Source organism: Streptomyces kaniharaensis (genome assembly GCF_009569385.1).
GTDB lineage: Bacteria > Actinomycetota > Actinomycetes > Streptomycetales > Streptomycetaceae > Kitasatospora > Kitasatospora kaniharaensis.
In genome coordinates, this window is sequence record NZ_WBOF01000001.1 from 1193054 (window position 1) to 1208767 (window position 15714).

Genomic DNA, 15714 nt, shown 5'->3' on the forward strand with positions numbered 1-15714 from the left:
CCGCGCACCAGACCCCGCACCACGACACCGGATACGTGAGGAAGCATCAGTTGCGTACCACCCGACTGGTCACGGTCACCAGCGCAGCCCTGCTCTGCCTCGGCGCCCTCAGCGCCTGCGGGCCCGAAAACGGCGGCGACCAGGACGCGTCGAAGACCACCGCGCCGACCGCCGCACCGGCGACGCCGACCGGGGGCGCCACCGCCTCCCCCTCCGGCGCACCGGCTCCCACCGGCGGCCAGGGCAAGCCCACCGGCGGCGGCATTCCGGAGAAGGCCTGGATGAGCAGCCACGACATTCCGCTGGACGACACCACCCACTGGGCCCCGCTCGCCGCGAACGCGAAGCCCATCACCGGCCCGGTCACGTTCAAGGGCATGGAGCTGTGCCACGCCGCGGTCTCCAACACCTCCCTGCCGCTCTTCATCGGCCAGGCGGCGGGCAAGGCTCTCGTCGGCTTCGGAGGCGACCACTGGCAAGCCCAGGAGACCCTGCTCTACCTCGGCGACGGGGCCAAGAGCAGCGGCACCCAGCAGGCCATCGGCATGGTGCGCACGACCGTCACCGACGCGGTGAAGAACTGCGCCAAGACCGCGCCGGGCGCCACGGTGAAGGTGTCCGGTGCCGATGACAACTTCGCCGACTTCGCCGCCACCGTGACGATCCCGCAGGCCGACGGCTCGACCGTCACCCTGCACGAGTACGTGCTCGACGCCGGCGGCACGGTCGGCGAGCTGTCCGTCTTCGTCACCACCAAGAGCGGCGCGCAGCCCAAGGAGGCTTGGACGCACCCCGACTCCGAGGACAGGTACGTCTTCAACACGCTGCGGGCCCCGGTCTGCGAGGCCTTCCCCGGCTGCTGACCGGGAAACAGCAGCCCAACGAACGGCCCCGGGCGCGATACCGGGGCACGACGGGTGGGCCCGTCCGGCACAGGGGACCGGACGGGCCCACCCGCCACCATGTCGGACGCGCCGTCAGAGGCCGAGGCGGCTCAGCGCGGTCGTCCAGTCGGTGGCGATGGCTCTGCGCGCCGCATCGAGGCCGACCTGGCCGCCGCACACCGCCTTCTTGAGCCGGTTCTCGACGGTGTCCTTGCTCTGCGCCGGCTGGTTGCCGTAACGCGGCTCGGGCCACAGGTTCCGCGGGTCGCGCGGGGCGCCGCCGAGCTCCAGCGGCACGAGGTGGTCCTCCTCGTAGTCGGCCGGGTCGGTGTCCGCGAAGCCGTACCGGGCGATCTGCTGCACCTTGAGGGGGTTGGTGTAGCTGACCGGCGGGCGGACGGTGGCGGTCCAGCCGGGGACGCAGATCGTCTTCCTGATGGTCGCCTGGGTGACGGCCGGGTTGTACGCGCCCGGGGTGCAGGACGGGTCGGGCAGCGGCAGGTACGCGCGCGAGCAACCGGCGGCGCGCGCACCGGACTTGGCGGTCGGCTGCGCGGTGGCGGCCTGGGCAGTGCCGGTGCCGGCGGCGAGCCCGGCGGCGGCGAGGGTGGTCGCCGCCGCGGCGGCGGCCAGGTGCTGACGAAGCATCATGGAGGTCCTCTCCTGGGCCGGCCCGGCCTGGTGCCGGGCGACTGTGGCCATGACAGCACCGGAATCACGACCACCGTCAGGCCCGTGACGTGAACGAGTGGTGACCGCGCCTCCACATCCCGACGATCACCGTGGCTGCGCCAACTCCCGTGCCAGCAACGCCGCCGGGCCCTCCGGCAGGCTGCCGTGGACCAGCTCGGTGCGGTGCACCAGCCGCGGCGCGGCGACCGGCACGGAGGCGACGCCGGGGATCCCGGCGAGGGCGGGCGCCGGCAGCAGGGCGAGCCCGTGGCCGGTGGCGACGAGCGCGAGCAGGCCGTGGACGTCGGTGCCCTCGTAGCGGGCGGCGGGGCGGAAGCCGTCGACGCCGGCGGCGGCACGCGGCCGCGCGGCGGTCGGGACGAGGTCGGGGGCGTCCAGCCAGCGGGCAGCGGACAGGTCCGCGAGGGCGACCCCGGGACGGCCCGCCAGCGGGTGCCCAGCCAGGAGGGCGACGATGGGCTGCTCGGCGACGGCGACGGTGATGAGGGGGCCGACCTCGGGCAACGGCAGCGGGTCGCTGGGGGCGGCGAGGCCGTCGACCAGGGCAAGGTCGACCTCGCCGGTGGCGACCAGCGCGGGCAGGACGTCCTGGGCGAGCACCCGGACGAGGAGCTGTCCGGCGACGGCACCCGGGCGCACGCCATGATCCGCGCGCTGGCCCGCGCCGCCGTCACACATGCGGGGGCGACCACCTCAGCGTGATGCACGACGCCCCGGGGGCCGGGCGGTTGATCGTATCGGCACGACCCAGGTGTGGAAGCATGCCCCCATGCGCCAGCCCACCGACCAGTCGCCCGATCCCCGCCCCGGCCCCGACCTCCTGGCCTCGAACCGCTCCACCATGGTGCTGAACCTGCCGATCCGGCTGCCCGACCCGGTCGTCGCCCTCACTCCGACCGTCCTCCTGCTGCTGGTGCTCGTCCCGCTCGCCGCGCACGACCCGGAGGTCGGGCCGACCTCCTCCGCGAGGCTCAACGCGGCTCTCATGGCGGCCGGTTCGCTCGCCCTCCTCGTCCGGTGGCGGGCCCCGGCGGCGGTCACCCTGGTCACCCTGCTGAGCGGCCAACTCCCGCTCGCCGTCGCCCTCTACGGCCTGGCCGCGCGGCGCGGCGCCACCCGGACGTTCGCCGTGCTCGCCGTCCTCGCGGAGGTGCGCCTGACGACCCCGTTCGGCCTCGACGACTTCACCACGCTGTCCACCCTCGCCAACGTCGTCGAGGACCCGCTGGTCTACGGCGCCGTGCCGATCGCCCTCGGGCTGGCCGCCCACCAGCGCGCCCGCGCCGTCACCGTGCTCGCCGAGCGCAACCGGCTGCTGGAGGCGGCCCGCCGGCACGCCGAGGAACGCGCCGCCGCCGCCGAACGCGCCCGGCTCGCCCGGGAGATGCACGACGTGGTGTCCAACCGGGTCTCGCTGATCACCCTGCACGCCGGCGCCTGCCAGGTGGCCACCGCCGACGACCCGCGCGCCGTCCGGGAGACCCTCGGCCTGATCCGCACGCTCGGCCTCCAGGCCCTCACCGAGCTGCGCGGCCTGCTCGGCGTGCTCACCCCCGCCTCCGACGAGGGCCCGTCGCTGCGCGGCCTGCCCGCGCTGGTCGACGAGTCCCGGCAGGCCGGCCTGGCCGTCGGCCTCAGCGTCACCGGCCCCGCCGAGGGACAGCCCGCCCCCGGCCCGGCCGTCCAGTACGCGGCCTACCGGATCGTCCAGGAGGCGCTGACCAACGCCCACAAGCACGCCCCGGCCGCCGAGGTCGCCGTCACCGTCGAGGTCCACCGGGACGGACTGCGCCTCGCCGTGGTCAACTCCCCCGGCGGCAGCGGCGAGGAGCCCGAACTGCCCTCCGGCGGCCACGGCCTGGACGGTATGCGCACCCGCGCGGACGACCTCGGCGGCACCCTGGACGCCGGGCCCACCCCCGACGGCGGCTTCGCCGTCCGGGCCCGCCTGCCGCTGGCCGCCGCGGACGGCACCGAGGTCGCCGCGTGATCACCGCCGAGCCGCGCCGACCCGAGCCACGCCGGCCGAACCGCTGACCGACCCGCGTCAGGCGGACGCCGCCCGGGGCCGCAGCCGCGCCCACACCTCGGCGACCCGGGGCGCCAGCTCCTCCAGCGGACCGCTGTTGTCGATCACGATGTCCGCGATCGCCAGCCGTTCCGCCCGGGTGGCCTGCGCGGCCATCCGGGCCCGGGCCTCCTCCTCGGTCATTCCGCGCAGCGTCACCAGCCGCTCGACCCGCGCCTCGTCCGTGGCGTCCACCACCACGACCAGGTCGTACAGCGGGCCGAGCCCGTTCTCGGCGAGCAGCGGCACGTCGTGCACCACGACGGCGTCCGGCGCGGCGGCGGCCTCCAGCTCGGCGGAGCGGGCCCGCACCAGCGGGTGGACGATGGCGTTCAGCGCCCGCAGCCGCTCCGGATCGCCGAAGACGACCGTGCCGAGCGCCGGGCGGTCCAGCGAACCGTCCGGCCGCAGCACCCGCGACCCGAACTCGGCCACCACGGCCGCCAGTCCGGCCGTCCCGGGCGCGACCACCTCGCGGGCGATCACGTCCGAGTCCACGATCACCGCGCCGTGCGCGGCGAACAGCCGGGACACCTCGCTCTTGCCGGCGCCGATGCCGCCCGTCAGTCCGATCTTCAGCATGGCGCCAGGCTACCGGCGCCGGCCGGCGCGGTCAGCCGAGGTCCAGGCTCTCGCCGTCGCCGAGCGCGCGCAGCTCGGCGACCGCCCCCGGCCCCTCCGGGCCGACCAGCCGGGTGTGCACGGCGAACCCGGCCGGGCTCAGCACCGCGTCGTGCACCGGCACCGCCCGCGCCGGGCCCGCCTCACGGACGTAGTCGATCAGCTCGGACACCTTGCTCCACGGCGCCGCGATCGGCAGCAGCAGCGTCTCGACGGCGTGCGGCGGCACGGTCAGCGCGTCGCCGGGGTGGAACAGCCGGCCGTCGAAGAGGAAGCCGATGTTCTTCACCCGCGGGATGTCCGGGTGGATCACCGCGTGCCACTCGCCGTGCACCGACACGCCCATCCCGCCGAGCTCGAAGGCGTCGCCCTCACCGACGACCGTGACGCGCCGCGCCACCCCGTCCAGCTGGGCGGCCACCGCGTCGTTGGTCCACACCCGCAGCGCCGGGTCGGCCTCCAGCGCGGCGCGCAGCCGGGACTCCTCGAAGTGGTCCACGTGCTCGTGGGTGATCAGGACGGCGTCGGCCCCGGCGAGCGCGGCGGGGTCGGTGAACATCCCGGGGTCGATGACGACGGTGGTGCCGCCGTGCTCCAGGCGTACGCAGGCGTGTCCGAACTTGGTGATTCGCATGACCCAGACTCTACAGCAAGACTGCACAGTTTTGCTGTACAGATTGCCGATAGACTTCTCCCATGACCACACCCGCCACCGGCCCCGCCCCGCATCCGGACACCCTGGAACTCGCCGCCGACCTGCGCGCCGCCATCGGCGAACTCGTCCGCTCGCTGCGCCCCGACGACACCTTGCCGCAGAACCAGGCCGCCGTCCTCGGCCTGCTGGTCCGCGACGAGCGCGCCTACACCGTCGCCGAACTCGCCGCCCGCCAGCGCGTCCGGCACCAGTCGATGGCCCGCACCGTCGCCCTGCTCACCGAGGCCGGCCTGGTCACCCAGCAGCCGCACGCCACCGACGGCCGCAAGCTGCTCGTCACCGCCACCGAGGCCGGCCGCGCCGCTCTCCTCGAACAGCGCGCCCGCCGCGAGGCCCGCATCGCCACCGCCATCGAGGCCCGCCTCACCCCCGAGGAGCGGGACCGCCTGCGCGCCGCCGTCGAACTGCTGCGCCGCCTGCAGTGAGCCTCACCGCGGCCTAGGAAGTCGCCTTCACCAGCGAAGTGGCCGGGCGCGGAGCCGGCATCACCGCCGGCTGGATCGCCGGCAGCTCGACGTGCTCGCTCAGCCCGAAGCGTCGGTGCAGGCGCCGCAGCGGGGCCGGCGCCCACCAGTTGAACTCGCCGAACAGGCTCATCGCGGCCGGCACCAGCAGACATCGCACCAGGGTGGCGTCCACCGCGACCGCGACGGCCAGCGCGATGCCCATCTGCTTGACCATGAGCATGTCCCCGAGCGCGAACCCCGCGAAGACGATCACCATCAGCAGCGCCGCCGAGGTGATGATCCGCCCGCTGCGCTGGACGCCCAGCTCCACCGCGCGGCTGGAGCTGTACCCGCGGGAATGCAGTTCCTTGATCCGGGCGAGCAGGAACACCTCGTAGTCCATGGACAGCCCGAACGCGAACGCGAACACCAGCACTGGGAGGAAGGTCTCCAGCCCGCCCGTCGGGCTGAATCCGAGCAGCCCGCTGAAGTACCCGTCCTGGAACACCAGGGTGAGTGCGCCGAGCGAGGCGCCCAGCGAGAGCAGGTTCATCAGCAGGGCCTTGACCGGCATGACCACCGAGCCGGTCATCAGGAACAGCAGCACCAGCGTCCCGGCGGCGACCAGGCCGAGCGCCCAGGGCCCGCGCGAGAGCAGTTCGTTCGTGAAGTCGACCACCGAGGCGGCGCCGCCGGTGACGTGGGTCTTCAGCCCGCCCCGGTCGGCCCGCAGCTCCTTGACGACCTTCTTCGCCTGCCCGCCCTGCGGGTCGCCGTGGACGAGCACGTCGATGGTGGAGACGGAGTCGTTCACCGGCGTCACCGCCCGCACCCCGCTCACGCCGGGCAGCTTGGCGACGACCTCGTCCGCGTACGCCTGGGCGACGGGCGCGCCGCCCTCGACGACGACCGTGATCGGCGCGGGCGCGACGTCCGGGAAGCGCTGCTCGATGGTGTCGGCGACCTGGCGCCCGGCCGAGGAGGTGGGCAGCACGGCGGCACCGGAGCTGCGCATCTCCGCGTGCAGGAAGGGCGCACCGGCGGCGATCAGCAGCGCGGTACAGGCGAGCGCGACCGGCACCGCCCGTTTGCCGACCCGGCGGACGGTGCGGCTGAAGAAGCCCTCGTCGGGGACGGGCGCGGCGGGCGCCTTGATCCGGGTGCCGGCGAAGCCGAGCAGCGCGGGGACCAGTGTGAGGGCGGCGGCGACGGCGATGACGACCACGCTCACCCCGGCGGCGGCGACGGCGCGGAGCACCGGGCTGGTGAAGACGAAGAGTCCGGACAGCGCCACGGCGACGGTCAGCCCGGAGAAGGCGACGGTGCGCCCGGCGGTCGCGGCGGTGCGCTCGACGGCGGCGGCGATGCCGGCGCCGTGCCCGCGTTCCTCGCGGAAGCGGTTCACCATGAGCAGCGCGTAGTCGATCGACAGCCCGAGCCCCAGCACGGTGGCGATCGGCAGCACGCTGGTGTCGATGTCCATGATCTGGCTGAACCCGAACATGGCCAGCAGCGCCCCGCCCACCGAGGCGACCGCGCCGATCACCGGGAGGCCGGCCGCGGCGAGGCCGCCGAAGACCAGCACCATGACGATCAGGGTGAGCGGCAGGGTGACGAGCTCGCCGAAGCGGGTGTCCTTCTCGGTCTGCTTCTTGACCTCCTGCTGGAGCACGAGGTCCCCGCCGACCTTGACGTGCGCGCCGCCCGCGCCGTCCAGCGCGGCGAGTCGCTCGGCGACGGCGTCGGACTGCCCCTCGGTGCTCGCGACGGCCATCCGGACGGTGACCAGGCTCGCGTGGCCGTCGGTGGAGTGCAGCGCGGCGGCGGCCGGGCCGGGCCCGTAGGCGTCGAGCACGGAGGAGACGCCGGGCAGGGCGCCGATCTCGGCGGTGGCCTTGGTGACGGCCGCCCGTACCGCGGCGTCGTCCACCGTCGTGCCGTCCACGACCGCGGTGACGGTGCCCTTGGCCGGGTCGGCCGCGGTGACCACCGCACCGCCGCGGTCGGCCTCGGAGCCTGACGAGGAGGCACCGGCCACCGTGCCCTCGAAGACACGGCCGCCGATCAGCACGCCTACGACGAGGATCACGGCCCAGAAGCCGAGCACCCAGCGCCGGTGCCGGAAGCAGAACCGGCCGACGGCGGCGAGCTTCCCGCCGACCTTGGGGTCGGCGGCAGCGGGGGAGGGGTTGCGCATAAAGGAGCCTTTCGGGCAGCTCCACCCAATGTAGGCGCAACCGGTTCTTCGGCCTATAGAAGGGTAATGAGCCGCATCTCACAATTTCCTTCACATGGGGAACACATAAGCAAAAGCAGAACACATAAGGACATAAACAAAAGCGGGACCCCCGCTCGGTGATCCGAGCGGGGGTCCCGCCTGGTGTCGGCCCTCAGGCCGCACGCTCAGCCCTCAGGCCGCGATCAGCTCTGGCCGCCGGCCAGCTTCTCGCGCAGGGCAGCCAGGGCCTCGTCCGAAGCGAGAGCGCCGGAGCCCTCGTCGCTGCTGGAGGAGTACGAGCCACCGGCGGCGGCGGCAACCGCGTCGCCACCCTCGGCAGCGGCCTCGGCGTCGGCCTCGCGGCTCTTGATGACCTGGGCCTGGTGCTGCTCGAAGCGGGACTGCGCCTCGGCGTACTGGCGCTCCCACTCCTCACGCTGCTTCTCGAAGCCGGGCAGCCAGTCGTTCGCCTCGGGGTCGAAGCCCTCCGGGTAGATGTAGTTGCCCTGGTCGTCGTACGAGGCGGCCATGCCGTACAGGGTCGGGTCGAACTCGACCTCGGCCGGGTTGGCACCCAGCGCCTCGTTGGCCTGCTTCAGCGACAGGCTGATGCGGCGACGCTCGAGGTCGATGTCGATGACCTTGACGAAGATCTCGTCGCCGACCTGGACGACCTGCTCCGGGATCTCCACGTGGCGCTCGGCCAGCTCGGAGATGTGGACCAGACCCTCGATGCCCTCGTCCACGCGGACGAACGCACCGAACGGAACCAGCTTGGTGACCTTACCCGGGACGACCTGGCCGATCTGGTGGGTACGGGCGAACTGCTGCCACGGGTCCTCCTGGGTCGCCTTCAGCGACAGGGAGACGCGCTCGCGGTCCATGTCCACGTCGAGAACCTCGACGGTGACCTCCTGGCCGACCTCGACGACCTCGGACGGGTGGTCGATGTGCTTCCAGGACAGCTCGGAGACGTGCACCAGGCCGTCGACGCCACCCAGGTCCACGAAGGCACCGAAGTTGACGATCGAGGAGACGACGCCGGAGCGCACCTGGCCCTTCTGCAGGGTGGTGAGGAAGGTCTGGCGGACCTCGCTCTGGGTCTGCTCCAGCCAGGCACGGCGGGACAGGACCACGTTGTTGCGGTTCTTGTCCAGCTCGATGATCTTGGCCTCGAGCTCCTTGCCCACGTAGGGCTGGAGGTCGCGGACACGGCGCATCTCGACGAGCGAGGCCGGGAGGAAGCCGCGGAGGCCGATGTCGAGGATGAGACCACCCTTGACGACCTCGATGACGGTACCGGTGACGATGCCGTCCTCTTCCTTGATCTTCTCGATCGTGCCCCAGGCACGCTCGTACTGAGCGCGCTTCTTGGACAGGATGAGACGACCCTCCTTGTCCTCCTTCTGGAGAACCAGGGCCTCGATGTTGTCGCCGACGGCGACGACCTCGTGCGGGTCGACGTCGTGCTTGATCGAGAGCTCGCGGGACGGGATGACGCCCTCGGTCTTGTAACCGATGTCGAGGAGCACCTCGTCACGGTCGACCTTCACGATGACGCCCTCGACGATGTCGCCATCGTTGAAGTACTTGATGGTCTCGTCGATCGCGGCGAGGAAGGCCTCCGCGTCGCCGATGTCGTTGACCGCGACCTGCGGGGTGGTGCTGAGCGAGGAGTCGGTGGGGCTCGTCATTAGGAAAAGGGCTCCGGTACGGACATGAAAGTCGTAGGTAATGCCACGCGGAGGGCCCGTATCGCTCCCACCGAAAGCCGGACAGCCAAGAACACGGCACACCGGGCTTCCCGCTCAACGAGAACCGGCGTCCGTCTTGCGACCGTGGGGTCTTCGACAGAATGCGAGCGCGACCTGCTCCGTCCGAGGCGCGCAGGCCCGCAGCGCAACTTGTAGCATACGGGGACGGCCAGGCACGGTCAATGCCAAGGACGGCAAGACGGTGGAGCCCGGTGCTGATCAGGCCATATCCTCCGATTGCGCACCTTACGGCGGCGCCCGCAGGGAGCCCTTCCCCGGATGCCACCGCCTGGAGCCGGAACCCTCACGGGCCGGTTCGCGGCAGCGGCGCTTCCGCAGTCCACACCCTACGCGATGGGCATTATCACCGTGGCCACCACCCCCCAGTCCGAGCTCCACGATCTTGACGACGACGGCGACGACGCGGTAAGGCGCGCCGCCGGGACGGGCGAGAGCAGCCGGGCCAGCCGGCACTGGTGGGACCGCAACGCCGACGAGTACCAGGACGAACACGGCGAGTTCCTCGGCGACGACCGCTTCACCTGGTGCCCGGAGGGCCTGGACGAGGCCGACGCCCGGCTGCTCGGCGAGGTGGCGGGGAAGGACGTGCTGGAGCTCGGCGCCGGCGCCGCCCAGTGCTCGCGCTGGCTGGCCGCCAACGGCGCCCGGCCGGTCGCCCTGGACATCTCCTACCGCCAGCTGCAGCACTCCCGCCGGATCGACCTCGCCCGCGGCGCCGCCCCTGTCCCGGTCGTCCAGGCCGACGCCGCCGTCCTGCCGTTCGCCGACGGCTCCTTCGACCTGGCCTGCTCCGCGTACGGCGCCGTGCCGTTCAGCGCCGACACCGCCGCCCTGATGCGCGAGGTGCACCGGGTGCTGCGGCCCGGCGGGCGCTGGGTGTTCTCGGTGACCCACCCGATCCGCTGGGCGTTCCCCGACGAGCCGGGCGTCGAGGGGCTCACCGCCGTGGCGTCCTACTTCGACCGCACCCCGTACGTCGAGCAGGACGAGCACGGGCACGCCACCTACGTCGAGCACCACCGCACCCTCGGCGACCGGGTGCGCGAACTCGTCGGCGCCGGCTTCCGGCTGGTCGACCTCGTCGAACCGCAGTGGCCGGCGGGCCTGGAGCAGGAGTGGGGCGGCTGGTCCCCGCTGCGCGGGCGGCTGATCCCCGGCACGGCGATCTTCGTCACCGAGCGGGGCTGAGCCGTTCCATGAACCCCGCGTGGCGCGACCTGCCCGTCCGCACCGCCCTGCCCGCCCTGCACCGCGCGCTGGACGAGCACGGCACCGCCGTCCTCGCCGCCCCGCCCGGCACCGGCAAGACGACGCTCGTGCCGCTCGCCCTGGCCGGGCTGCTCGATCCCGGGCGTCCGGCACGCCGGGTGCTCGTCGCCGAACCGCGCCGCCTCGCCGTCCGGGCCGCCGCCCGGCGGATGGCCTGGCTGCTCGGCGAGTCCGTGGGCAGCCGGGTCGGCTACACCGTGCGCGGGGACCGCAAGGTCGGCCCGGACACCGTGGTCGAGGTGGTCACCACCGGCGTGCTCCTGCAACGGCTCCAGCGCGACCAGGAGCTGCCCGGGGTCGACGTCGTCGTCCTGGACGAGTGCCACGAACGGCACCTGGACGCCGACACCGCGCTCGCCTTCCTGCTGGACGTCCGGGCGGCGCTGCGGCCCGAACTCGGGCTGGTCTGCGCCTCGGCGACCTCCGACACCGAGGCCTGGGCCGAACTTCTCGGCGGCGCCCCGGTGGTGGAGGCCCACGGGGTCTCCCACCCGGTGGACGTGGTCTGGGCGCCGCCCCCGCGCGCCGTCCGCCCCGCGCACGGCACCCGGGTGGACCGGGCGCTGCTCGACCACGTCGCCGCTGTCGTACGGCGGGCTTTGGACGAGCAGGCGGGCGACGTGCTCTGCTTCCTCCCCGGCGTCGGCGAAATCGCCCGGGTGGCTGGGCAGTTGGGCTCCGTCGCCGCCGAGGTCCTGCAACTGCACGGACGCGCCCCGCAGCCCGTCCAGGACGCCGCGCTCGCCCCCTCCGACCGGCGCCGGGTCGTGCTCGCCACCGCCGTCGCCGAGTCCTCGCTCACCGTGCCCGGCGTACGGGTCGTGGTCGACGCCGGGCTAGCCCGCGAACCCCGTACCGACCACGCGCGTGGCCTCGCCGCCCTCGTCACCGTCCGCGCCTCCCTCGCCGCCGCCCGCCAGCGCGCCGGACGGGCCGGGCGCGAGGCCCCCGGCACCGTCTACCGCTGCTGGCACGAAGCCGAGGACGCCCGCGCCGCCCGCTTCCCCACCCCCGAGATCGCCCTCGCCGACCTCACCAGCTTTGCCCTCCAGGCCGCCTGCTGGGGCGACCCGGACGCCACCGGGCTCGCCCTCCCCGACCAGCCCCCGGCGGGGGCGATGGCCGCCGCCCGGCAGACCCTGCTGGCCCTCGGCGCGGTCTCCCCGGACGGGCGGGCCACGGCGCGCGGCGTCCGCCTCGCCCGCACCGGGCTGCACCCCCGGCTGGGGCGCGCCCTGGTCGACGGCGCGGCGGCAGTCGGCGCCCGCCGGGCGGCCGAGGTCGTCGCGCTGCTCTCCGAGGAGCCGCCACGTGCGCTGGGCGACGACCTCGGCGCGGTGTGGCGGACGGTCCGTTCCTCCAGTGACCCCTACGCGTCACGCTGGCGCGAGGAAGTCCGCCGCCTGCTCCGCGCCGCCGGCGACGAACCCGCCACCGACCTCCCCGACGCGGCTGCCATCGGACTCGTCGTCGCCCTCGCCTTCCCCGAACGCATCGCCCGCGCCCGGGTGGAGCGGCCCGCCCCCGGCGAGCGCAGCCCCTACCTGATGGCCTCCGGCACCGCCGCCGAACTCGCCCCCGGCACCCGACTCGGTGCCCTGCCCTGGCTCGCCGTCGCCGTCGCCGACCGCCCGGCGGGGTCGCACTCCGCCCGCATCCTGCACGCCGCGGCACTGGACGAGTCCACCGCCCTCCTCGCCGGCGCACCGCTACTCACCGACCGTGCCGAAGTCCACTGGGACACCCGCCGCGACGAAGTCACCGCCCGCCAGGTCGAGTCGCTGGGCGCCATCGAACTCTCCGAGAAGCCACTCAACCGCCCCGACCGAGCCCTCGTCCGGGCAGCCCTCCTCGAAGGCCTCGCCCGCGAGGGCATCAGCACCCTCCTAACCTGGCCCTCTCCGGGTCTGCGCGAACGCCTCGCCTTCCTCCACACCGCCATCGGCGACCCGTGGCCCGACGTCTCCGACGAGGCACTGCTGGACCGCGCCGAGGAATGGCTGGAACCCGAACTCTCCGGCGCCCGCCGCCGCACCGACCTCGCGAGGATCGACACCACCGCCGCTCTGCAACGCCTCCTCCCCTGGACGACCGGCGAGGCAGGCCGACTCGACGAACTCGCCCCCGAACGCATCACGGTCCCGTCCGGCTCGAAGATACGGATCGACTACACCACCGAACGCCCCGTGCTGGCCGTCAAGTTGCAGGAACTCTTCGGCTGGACAGTGACCCCCACCCTGGCCGGAGGCCGCGTCGCGCTGACCATCCACCTCCTCTCCCCCGCCGGCCGCCCCGCCGCCGTCACCGGCGACCTGGAGAGCTTCTGGCGCAACGGCTACCACGCCGTCCGCGCCGACCTCAGAGGCCGCTACCCCCGCCACCCCTGGCCCGAAGACCCGACCACAGCCGAACCCACCCGCCGCACCAACGCCCGGAAGTGACGGAAGTCCAGCGGGTACGGTCCTAGGGAGGCCACTCCACCGGAGGACGACACCCGCCATGACACTGACCGCCCCTGCCGTCGCCCGCCCCCGCGAAGCCGAACCCGAGCTTCCCTTCGCGGCTTTGATCCTGGACTTCGTCGGCGTACTGACCGCTGATGCCGGGGCTGCACTCCGCGCGTGGTGCCTCGCCCAGGACCTCGACGCCGAGGCGTGGCGGCGCACGCTCAACCACGACCCGGAAGCCAGCCGCCTCTACACGGAACTCGAAGCCGGGCAGTTGAGCCAGGCGGAGTGGAACCGGCGAGTAGCCCCCATCCTCGGCGTGCCGGAGCACAAGAACCTGATGGGCCGGGCGTGGGCGGGTGTCCGACCGGCAGCCGACATGATCGCGCTCGCCCGCTCGGCACGGCGAGCCGGCCTGAAGGTCGCGCTGCTGTCCAACTCCTTCGGCCTTGACCCCTACGACCCGTACGAGGCTCTGGGCGTGTGGGAGCTGTTCGACGTGGCGGTGATCTCCGAGCGCGAGGGCATCGCCAAGCCCGATCCGGCGATCTATCGGCTCACCCTGGACAGGCTCGGGCTGCCCGGCGAGGCGTGCCTGTTCGTGGATGACCATCCGAGGAACCTGCCCCCGGCTGAAGCGCTCGGCATCACCACCGTCCTCGCCGACGGCCAGCCCGGCACCGCAGCACACATCGCGTCCCTGCTCGGTGTCCCTGCGGCGCCCTGAGCAGCCATCAACACGGCTGATAGTCGTGCCGTTCCGGTCCCGGGCGCGGGATGACGGGAGTACGGTCCGCTTTGAGGCCGCTCACCTTCGGAGGCACCCATGACGCAGTGGTCCGACTACTCCACCGGCCAGCGCATCAAGATGTTGCGGGCCGGCATGACGCAGGAAGAACTCGCCGAGGCCGCCGGGGTGTCCGTTCCGACCGTCCGCAAGGCCGAGAAAGAGGGGGGCAGCATCGGGCTGCCGTCGCTACTCAAACTGTCCGCTGCGCTGCACGCGGACGTGTCGGTGATCCTCGGGCAACAGGCGCCCCGGAGGTCATCGCTGATCGGCGACAGGGCGATGCTACGAGGGCTGTCCCGCACCGTGCACGACACCGCCGCAGGAGTCGGAACCGACGTCGCACCGCCGGACGCCGCGGCACTGCGAGCCGATCTGGCGCGGGCATGGGCGGACTACCGGGCTGGGGACTACACCCGGGCCGGTGGCCTCGCCGCCCCCGCCATCGTCGAGGCCGCAGCCCTTCTGCGATCCGTACCGGACGGCCAGCGGTGCGCGGCTCATGGCATCCTCGCCGACGCCTACCGACTCGCCTCCTACACTGCCCAGTTCCACGGCGCCCGAGACCTCGCGTACGCGGCGATCGGCCACGCCCGCCACCACGTCCACTTGGCCGCGGACCCGCTCCGGGCCGCGATGGTGGACTGTGGCCGGTCCTGGATCTACATGCGCGATGCCCGCCTCGACCAGGCAACCACCACCGCCGAAGAAGCGTTCGCGTCGATCGAACCCCGTTACGCGGAACGGGATCCGGAAACGCTGGCCACCTACGGGTGGCACGTCACCTTCGCCGCCGTGGTCGCCTCCCGCCACGGCCACGCCGACCGGGCCCGTGACCTGCTCTCCCAAGGACACGCGGTTGCAGCGAGGATGGGTCGCGATGTGATGATCAACGGCACCAGCTACGGGCCGACCACGGTAACCGCGCAGGCCATCGGCATCCACACCGTCATGGGCGACCCCGGCAAGGCCCTGGCGCTCGCCCGCAACCTCGGCGACCTGTCCCCGCTGCCGCAGGCCGCCCGCAACCGGCTCGCCCTGGACATCGCCCTCGCCCAGGCCGACACCCGACAGTACGACGCCGCCCTGGACACTCTGCTGCAGGTTTGCACCCAGCATCCGGACTGGGCCCGCCATCAGGCCCTTCCCGGGGCGATCATGCAGCGTGCTGGCCACTCCAGTACCACCCGCGTGCGCAAGCTCGGCGGCATCCTCGGCATCAGTCTGTTCGCTCGCTGAGACCGTACCGACACGGAACGTATCACCCGAGGCCAGTACGACTTCCCGAAGTGGCACGCTCCGCACCTTCAGTGCCGTCCAACCACGCGGCAGCCTAGGCTTCATGATGCTCAATCAGTCCGATCGGCCGCCCGTCGGACGCGTCCCCGTCGCCCTGTACACCGCAACCAGCAACGATGCCACCGCCCACCTCCTCACCAGCTACGCCCGCGCCTTCGCCGAGGCCCGCGACTGGACGGTCACCCTCGCCACGGTGGACAACGACCCCACGCGCCCGCTCGACCAGCGGCCCGGCTGGCAGATCGTCATCGACGCCCTGAACGCCCGCACCATCAAGGGCGTGATCACCTGGACCCGCGACATGGTGACCGGCGGCCAAGCCGACCTGGCCGCCGAGGCATTCGACCGCCTCGCCACGGTCCTCGGCGACCGGGGCGGCTTCATCGCCGCCGCCTCGGGCCACGACGACAGCCACGCGCCCGGCAACCCCTTGCGGCCATCACCGCACCTCCGCACCCCGGACCGTTGAGACCGGAACGCACTTCTCTGCAT

The 15714-nt window shown here is 73.1% G+C and carries 14 protein-coding genes; 8 read left to right on the plus strand and 6 right to left on the minus strand.

All coding sequences use genetic code 11. From position 1 onward, the window contains the following. The first annotated feature begins 50 nt into the window (after nt 1-50). Nucleotides 51-863: a hypothetical protein gene (locus tag F7Q99_RS05440; RefSeq protein ID WP_153460304.1), complete on the plus strand. Its 813-nt coding sequence runs from the start codon at nt 51-53 to the stop codon at nt 861-863. 114 nt (nt 864-977) lie between these two features. Here F7Q99_RS05440 and F7Q99_RS05445 read toward each other — a convergent pair whose 3' ends face one another. Together F7Q99_RS05445 and F7Q99_RS05450 are read right to left on the minus strand one after the other, a co-directional pair. Then, entirely contained in the window at nt 978-1535 is a 558-nt protein-coding gene (locus F7Q99_RS05445; RefSeq protein ID WP_153460305.1) for a hypothetical protein, read from the minus strand. Between the two features lie 126 nt (nt 1536-1661). Continuing rightward, nucleotides 1662-2255 carry a LysR substrate-binding domain-containing protein gene (locus tag F7Q99_RS05450; protein ID WP_153460306.1) on the minus strand — a complete coding sequence of 198 codons (594 nt, stop codon included), beginning with the start codon at nt 2253-2255 and terminating at the stop codon, nt 1662-1664. 91 nt (nt 2256-2346) lie between these two features. Between F7Q99_RS05450 and F7Q99_RS05455 the strand changes: the two genes are divergently transcribed. After that, a complete protein-coding gene (locus F7Q99_RS05455; RefSeq protein ID WP_195910996.1) occupies nt 2347-3567 on the plus strand; it encodes a sensor histidine kinase in 1221 nt (406 codons plus the stop codon). Nucleotides 3568-3624: 57 nt separating this feature from the next. On the opposite strand, the gene coaE is transcribed toward F7Q99_RS05455, so the two are convergent. Continuing rightward, a complete protein-coding gene (coaE, locus tag F7Q99_RS05460; protein ID WP_153460308.1) occupies nt 3625-4227 on the minus strand; it encodes a dephospho-CoA kinase in 603 nt (200 codons plus the stop codon). Between the two features lie 31 nt (nt 4228-4258). Further along, nucleotides 4259-4900 (minus strand): MBL fold metallo-hydrolase, encoded by a 642-nt coding sequence (locus tag F7Q99_RS05465; protein WP_153460309.1) that lies wholly within the window; start codon nt 4898-4900, stop codon nt 4259-4261. Nucleotides 4901-4962: 62 nt separating this feature from the next. Between F7Q99_RS05465 and F7Q99_RS05470 the strand changes: the two genes are divergently transcribed. After that, nucleotides 4963-5406, plus strand: a complete 444-nt coding sequence (locus tag F7Q99_RS05470; RefSeq protein WP_153460310.1) for a MarR family winged helix-turn-helix transcriptional regulator — start codon at nt 4963-4965, stop codon at nt 5404-5406. A gap of 13 nt (nt 5407-5419) precedes the next feature. Here the strand turns inward: F7Q99_RS05470 and F7Q99_RS05475 are convergent, their stop codons facing one another. Beyond that, nucleotides 5420-7624 carry an MMPL family transporter gene (locus tag F7Q99_RS05475; RefSeq protein WP_153460311.1) on the minus strand — a complete coding sequence of 735 codons (2205 nt, stop codon included), beginning with the start codon at nt 7622-7624 and terminating at the stop codon, nt 5420-5422. A 224-nt stretch (nt 7625-7848) separates the two neighbouring features. Then, on the minus strand, nt 7849-9339 hold the full coding sequence (rpsA, locus tag F7Q99_RS05480) for a 30S ribosomal protein S1 (protein ID WP_153460312.1): 1491 nt from the start codon (nt 9337-9339) through the stop codon (nt 7849-7851). 414 nt (nt 9340-9753) lie between these two features. Between rpsA and F7Q99_RS05485 the strand changes: the two genes are divergently transcribed. The 5 genes from F7Q99_RS05485 to F7Q99_RS05505 all read left to right on the plus strand — a co-directional run bounded on the left by F7Q99_RS05485 (nt 9754) and on the right by F7Q99_RS05505 (nt 15691). Next, nucleotides 9754-10608 (plus strand): class I SAM-dependent methyltransferase, encoded by an 855-nt coding sequence (locus tag F7Q99_RS05485; protein ID WP_195910997.1) that lies wholly within the window; start codon nt 9754-9756, stop codon nt 10606-10608. An 8-nt stretch (nt 10609-10616) separates the two neighbouring features. Then, nucleotides 10617-13130, plus strand: coding sequence for an ATP-dependent helicase HrpB (gene hrpB, locus F7Q99_RS05490; RefSeq protein ID WP_153460314.1), 2514 nt, complete (start codon nt 10617-10619; stop codon nt 13128-13130). Between the two features lie 58 nt (nt 13131-13188). Further along, on the plus strand, nt 13189-13863 hold the full coding sequence (locus F7Q99_RS05495) for an HAD family hydrolase (protein WP_153460315.1): 675 nt from the start codon (nt 13189-13191) through the stop codon (nt 13861-13863). Between the two features lie 99 nt (nt 13864-13962). Then, the gene (locus F7Q99_RS05500; protein WP_153460316.1) at nt 13963-15162 is read left to right on the plus strand and encodes a helix-turn-helix domain-containing protein; all 1200 of its coding nucleotides are present in this window, start codon (nt 13963-13965) and stop codon (nt 15160-15162) included. A 103-nt stretch (nt 15163-15265) separates the two neighbouring features. Then, the gene (locus F7Q99_RS05505; protein ID WP_153460317.1) at nt 15266-15691 is read left to right on the plus strand and encodes a hypothetical protein; all 426 of its coding nucleotides are present in this window, start codon (nt 15266-15268) and stop codon (nt 15689-15691) included. Nucleotides 15692-15714: the final 23 nt, after the last annotated feature.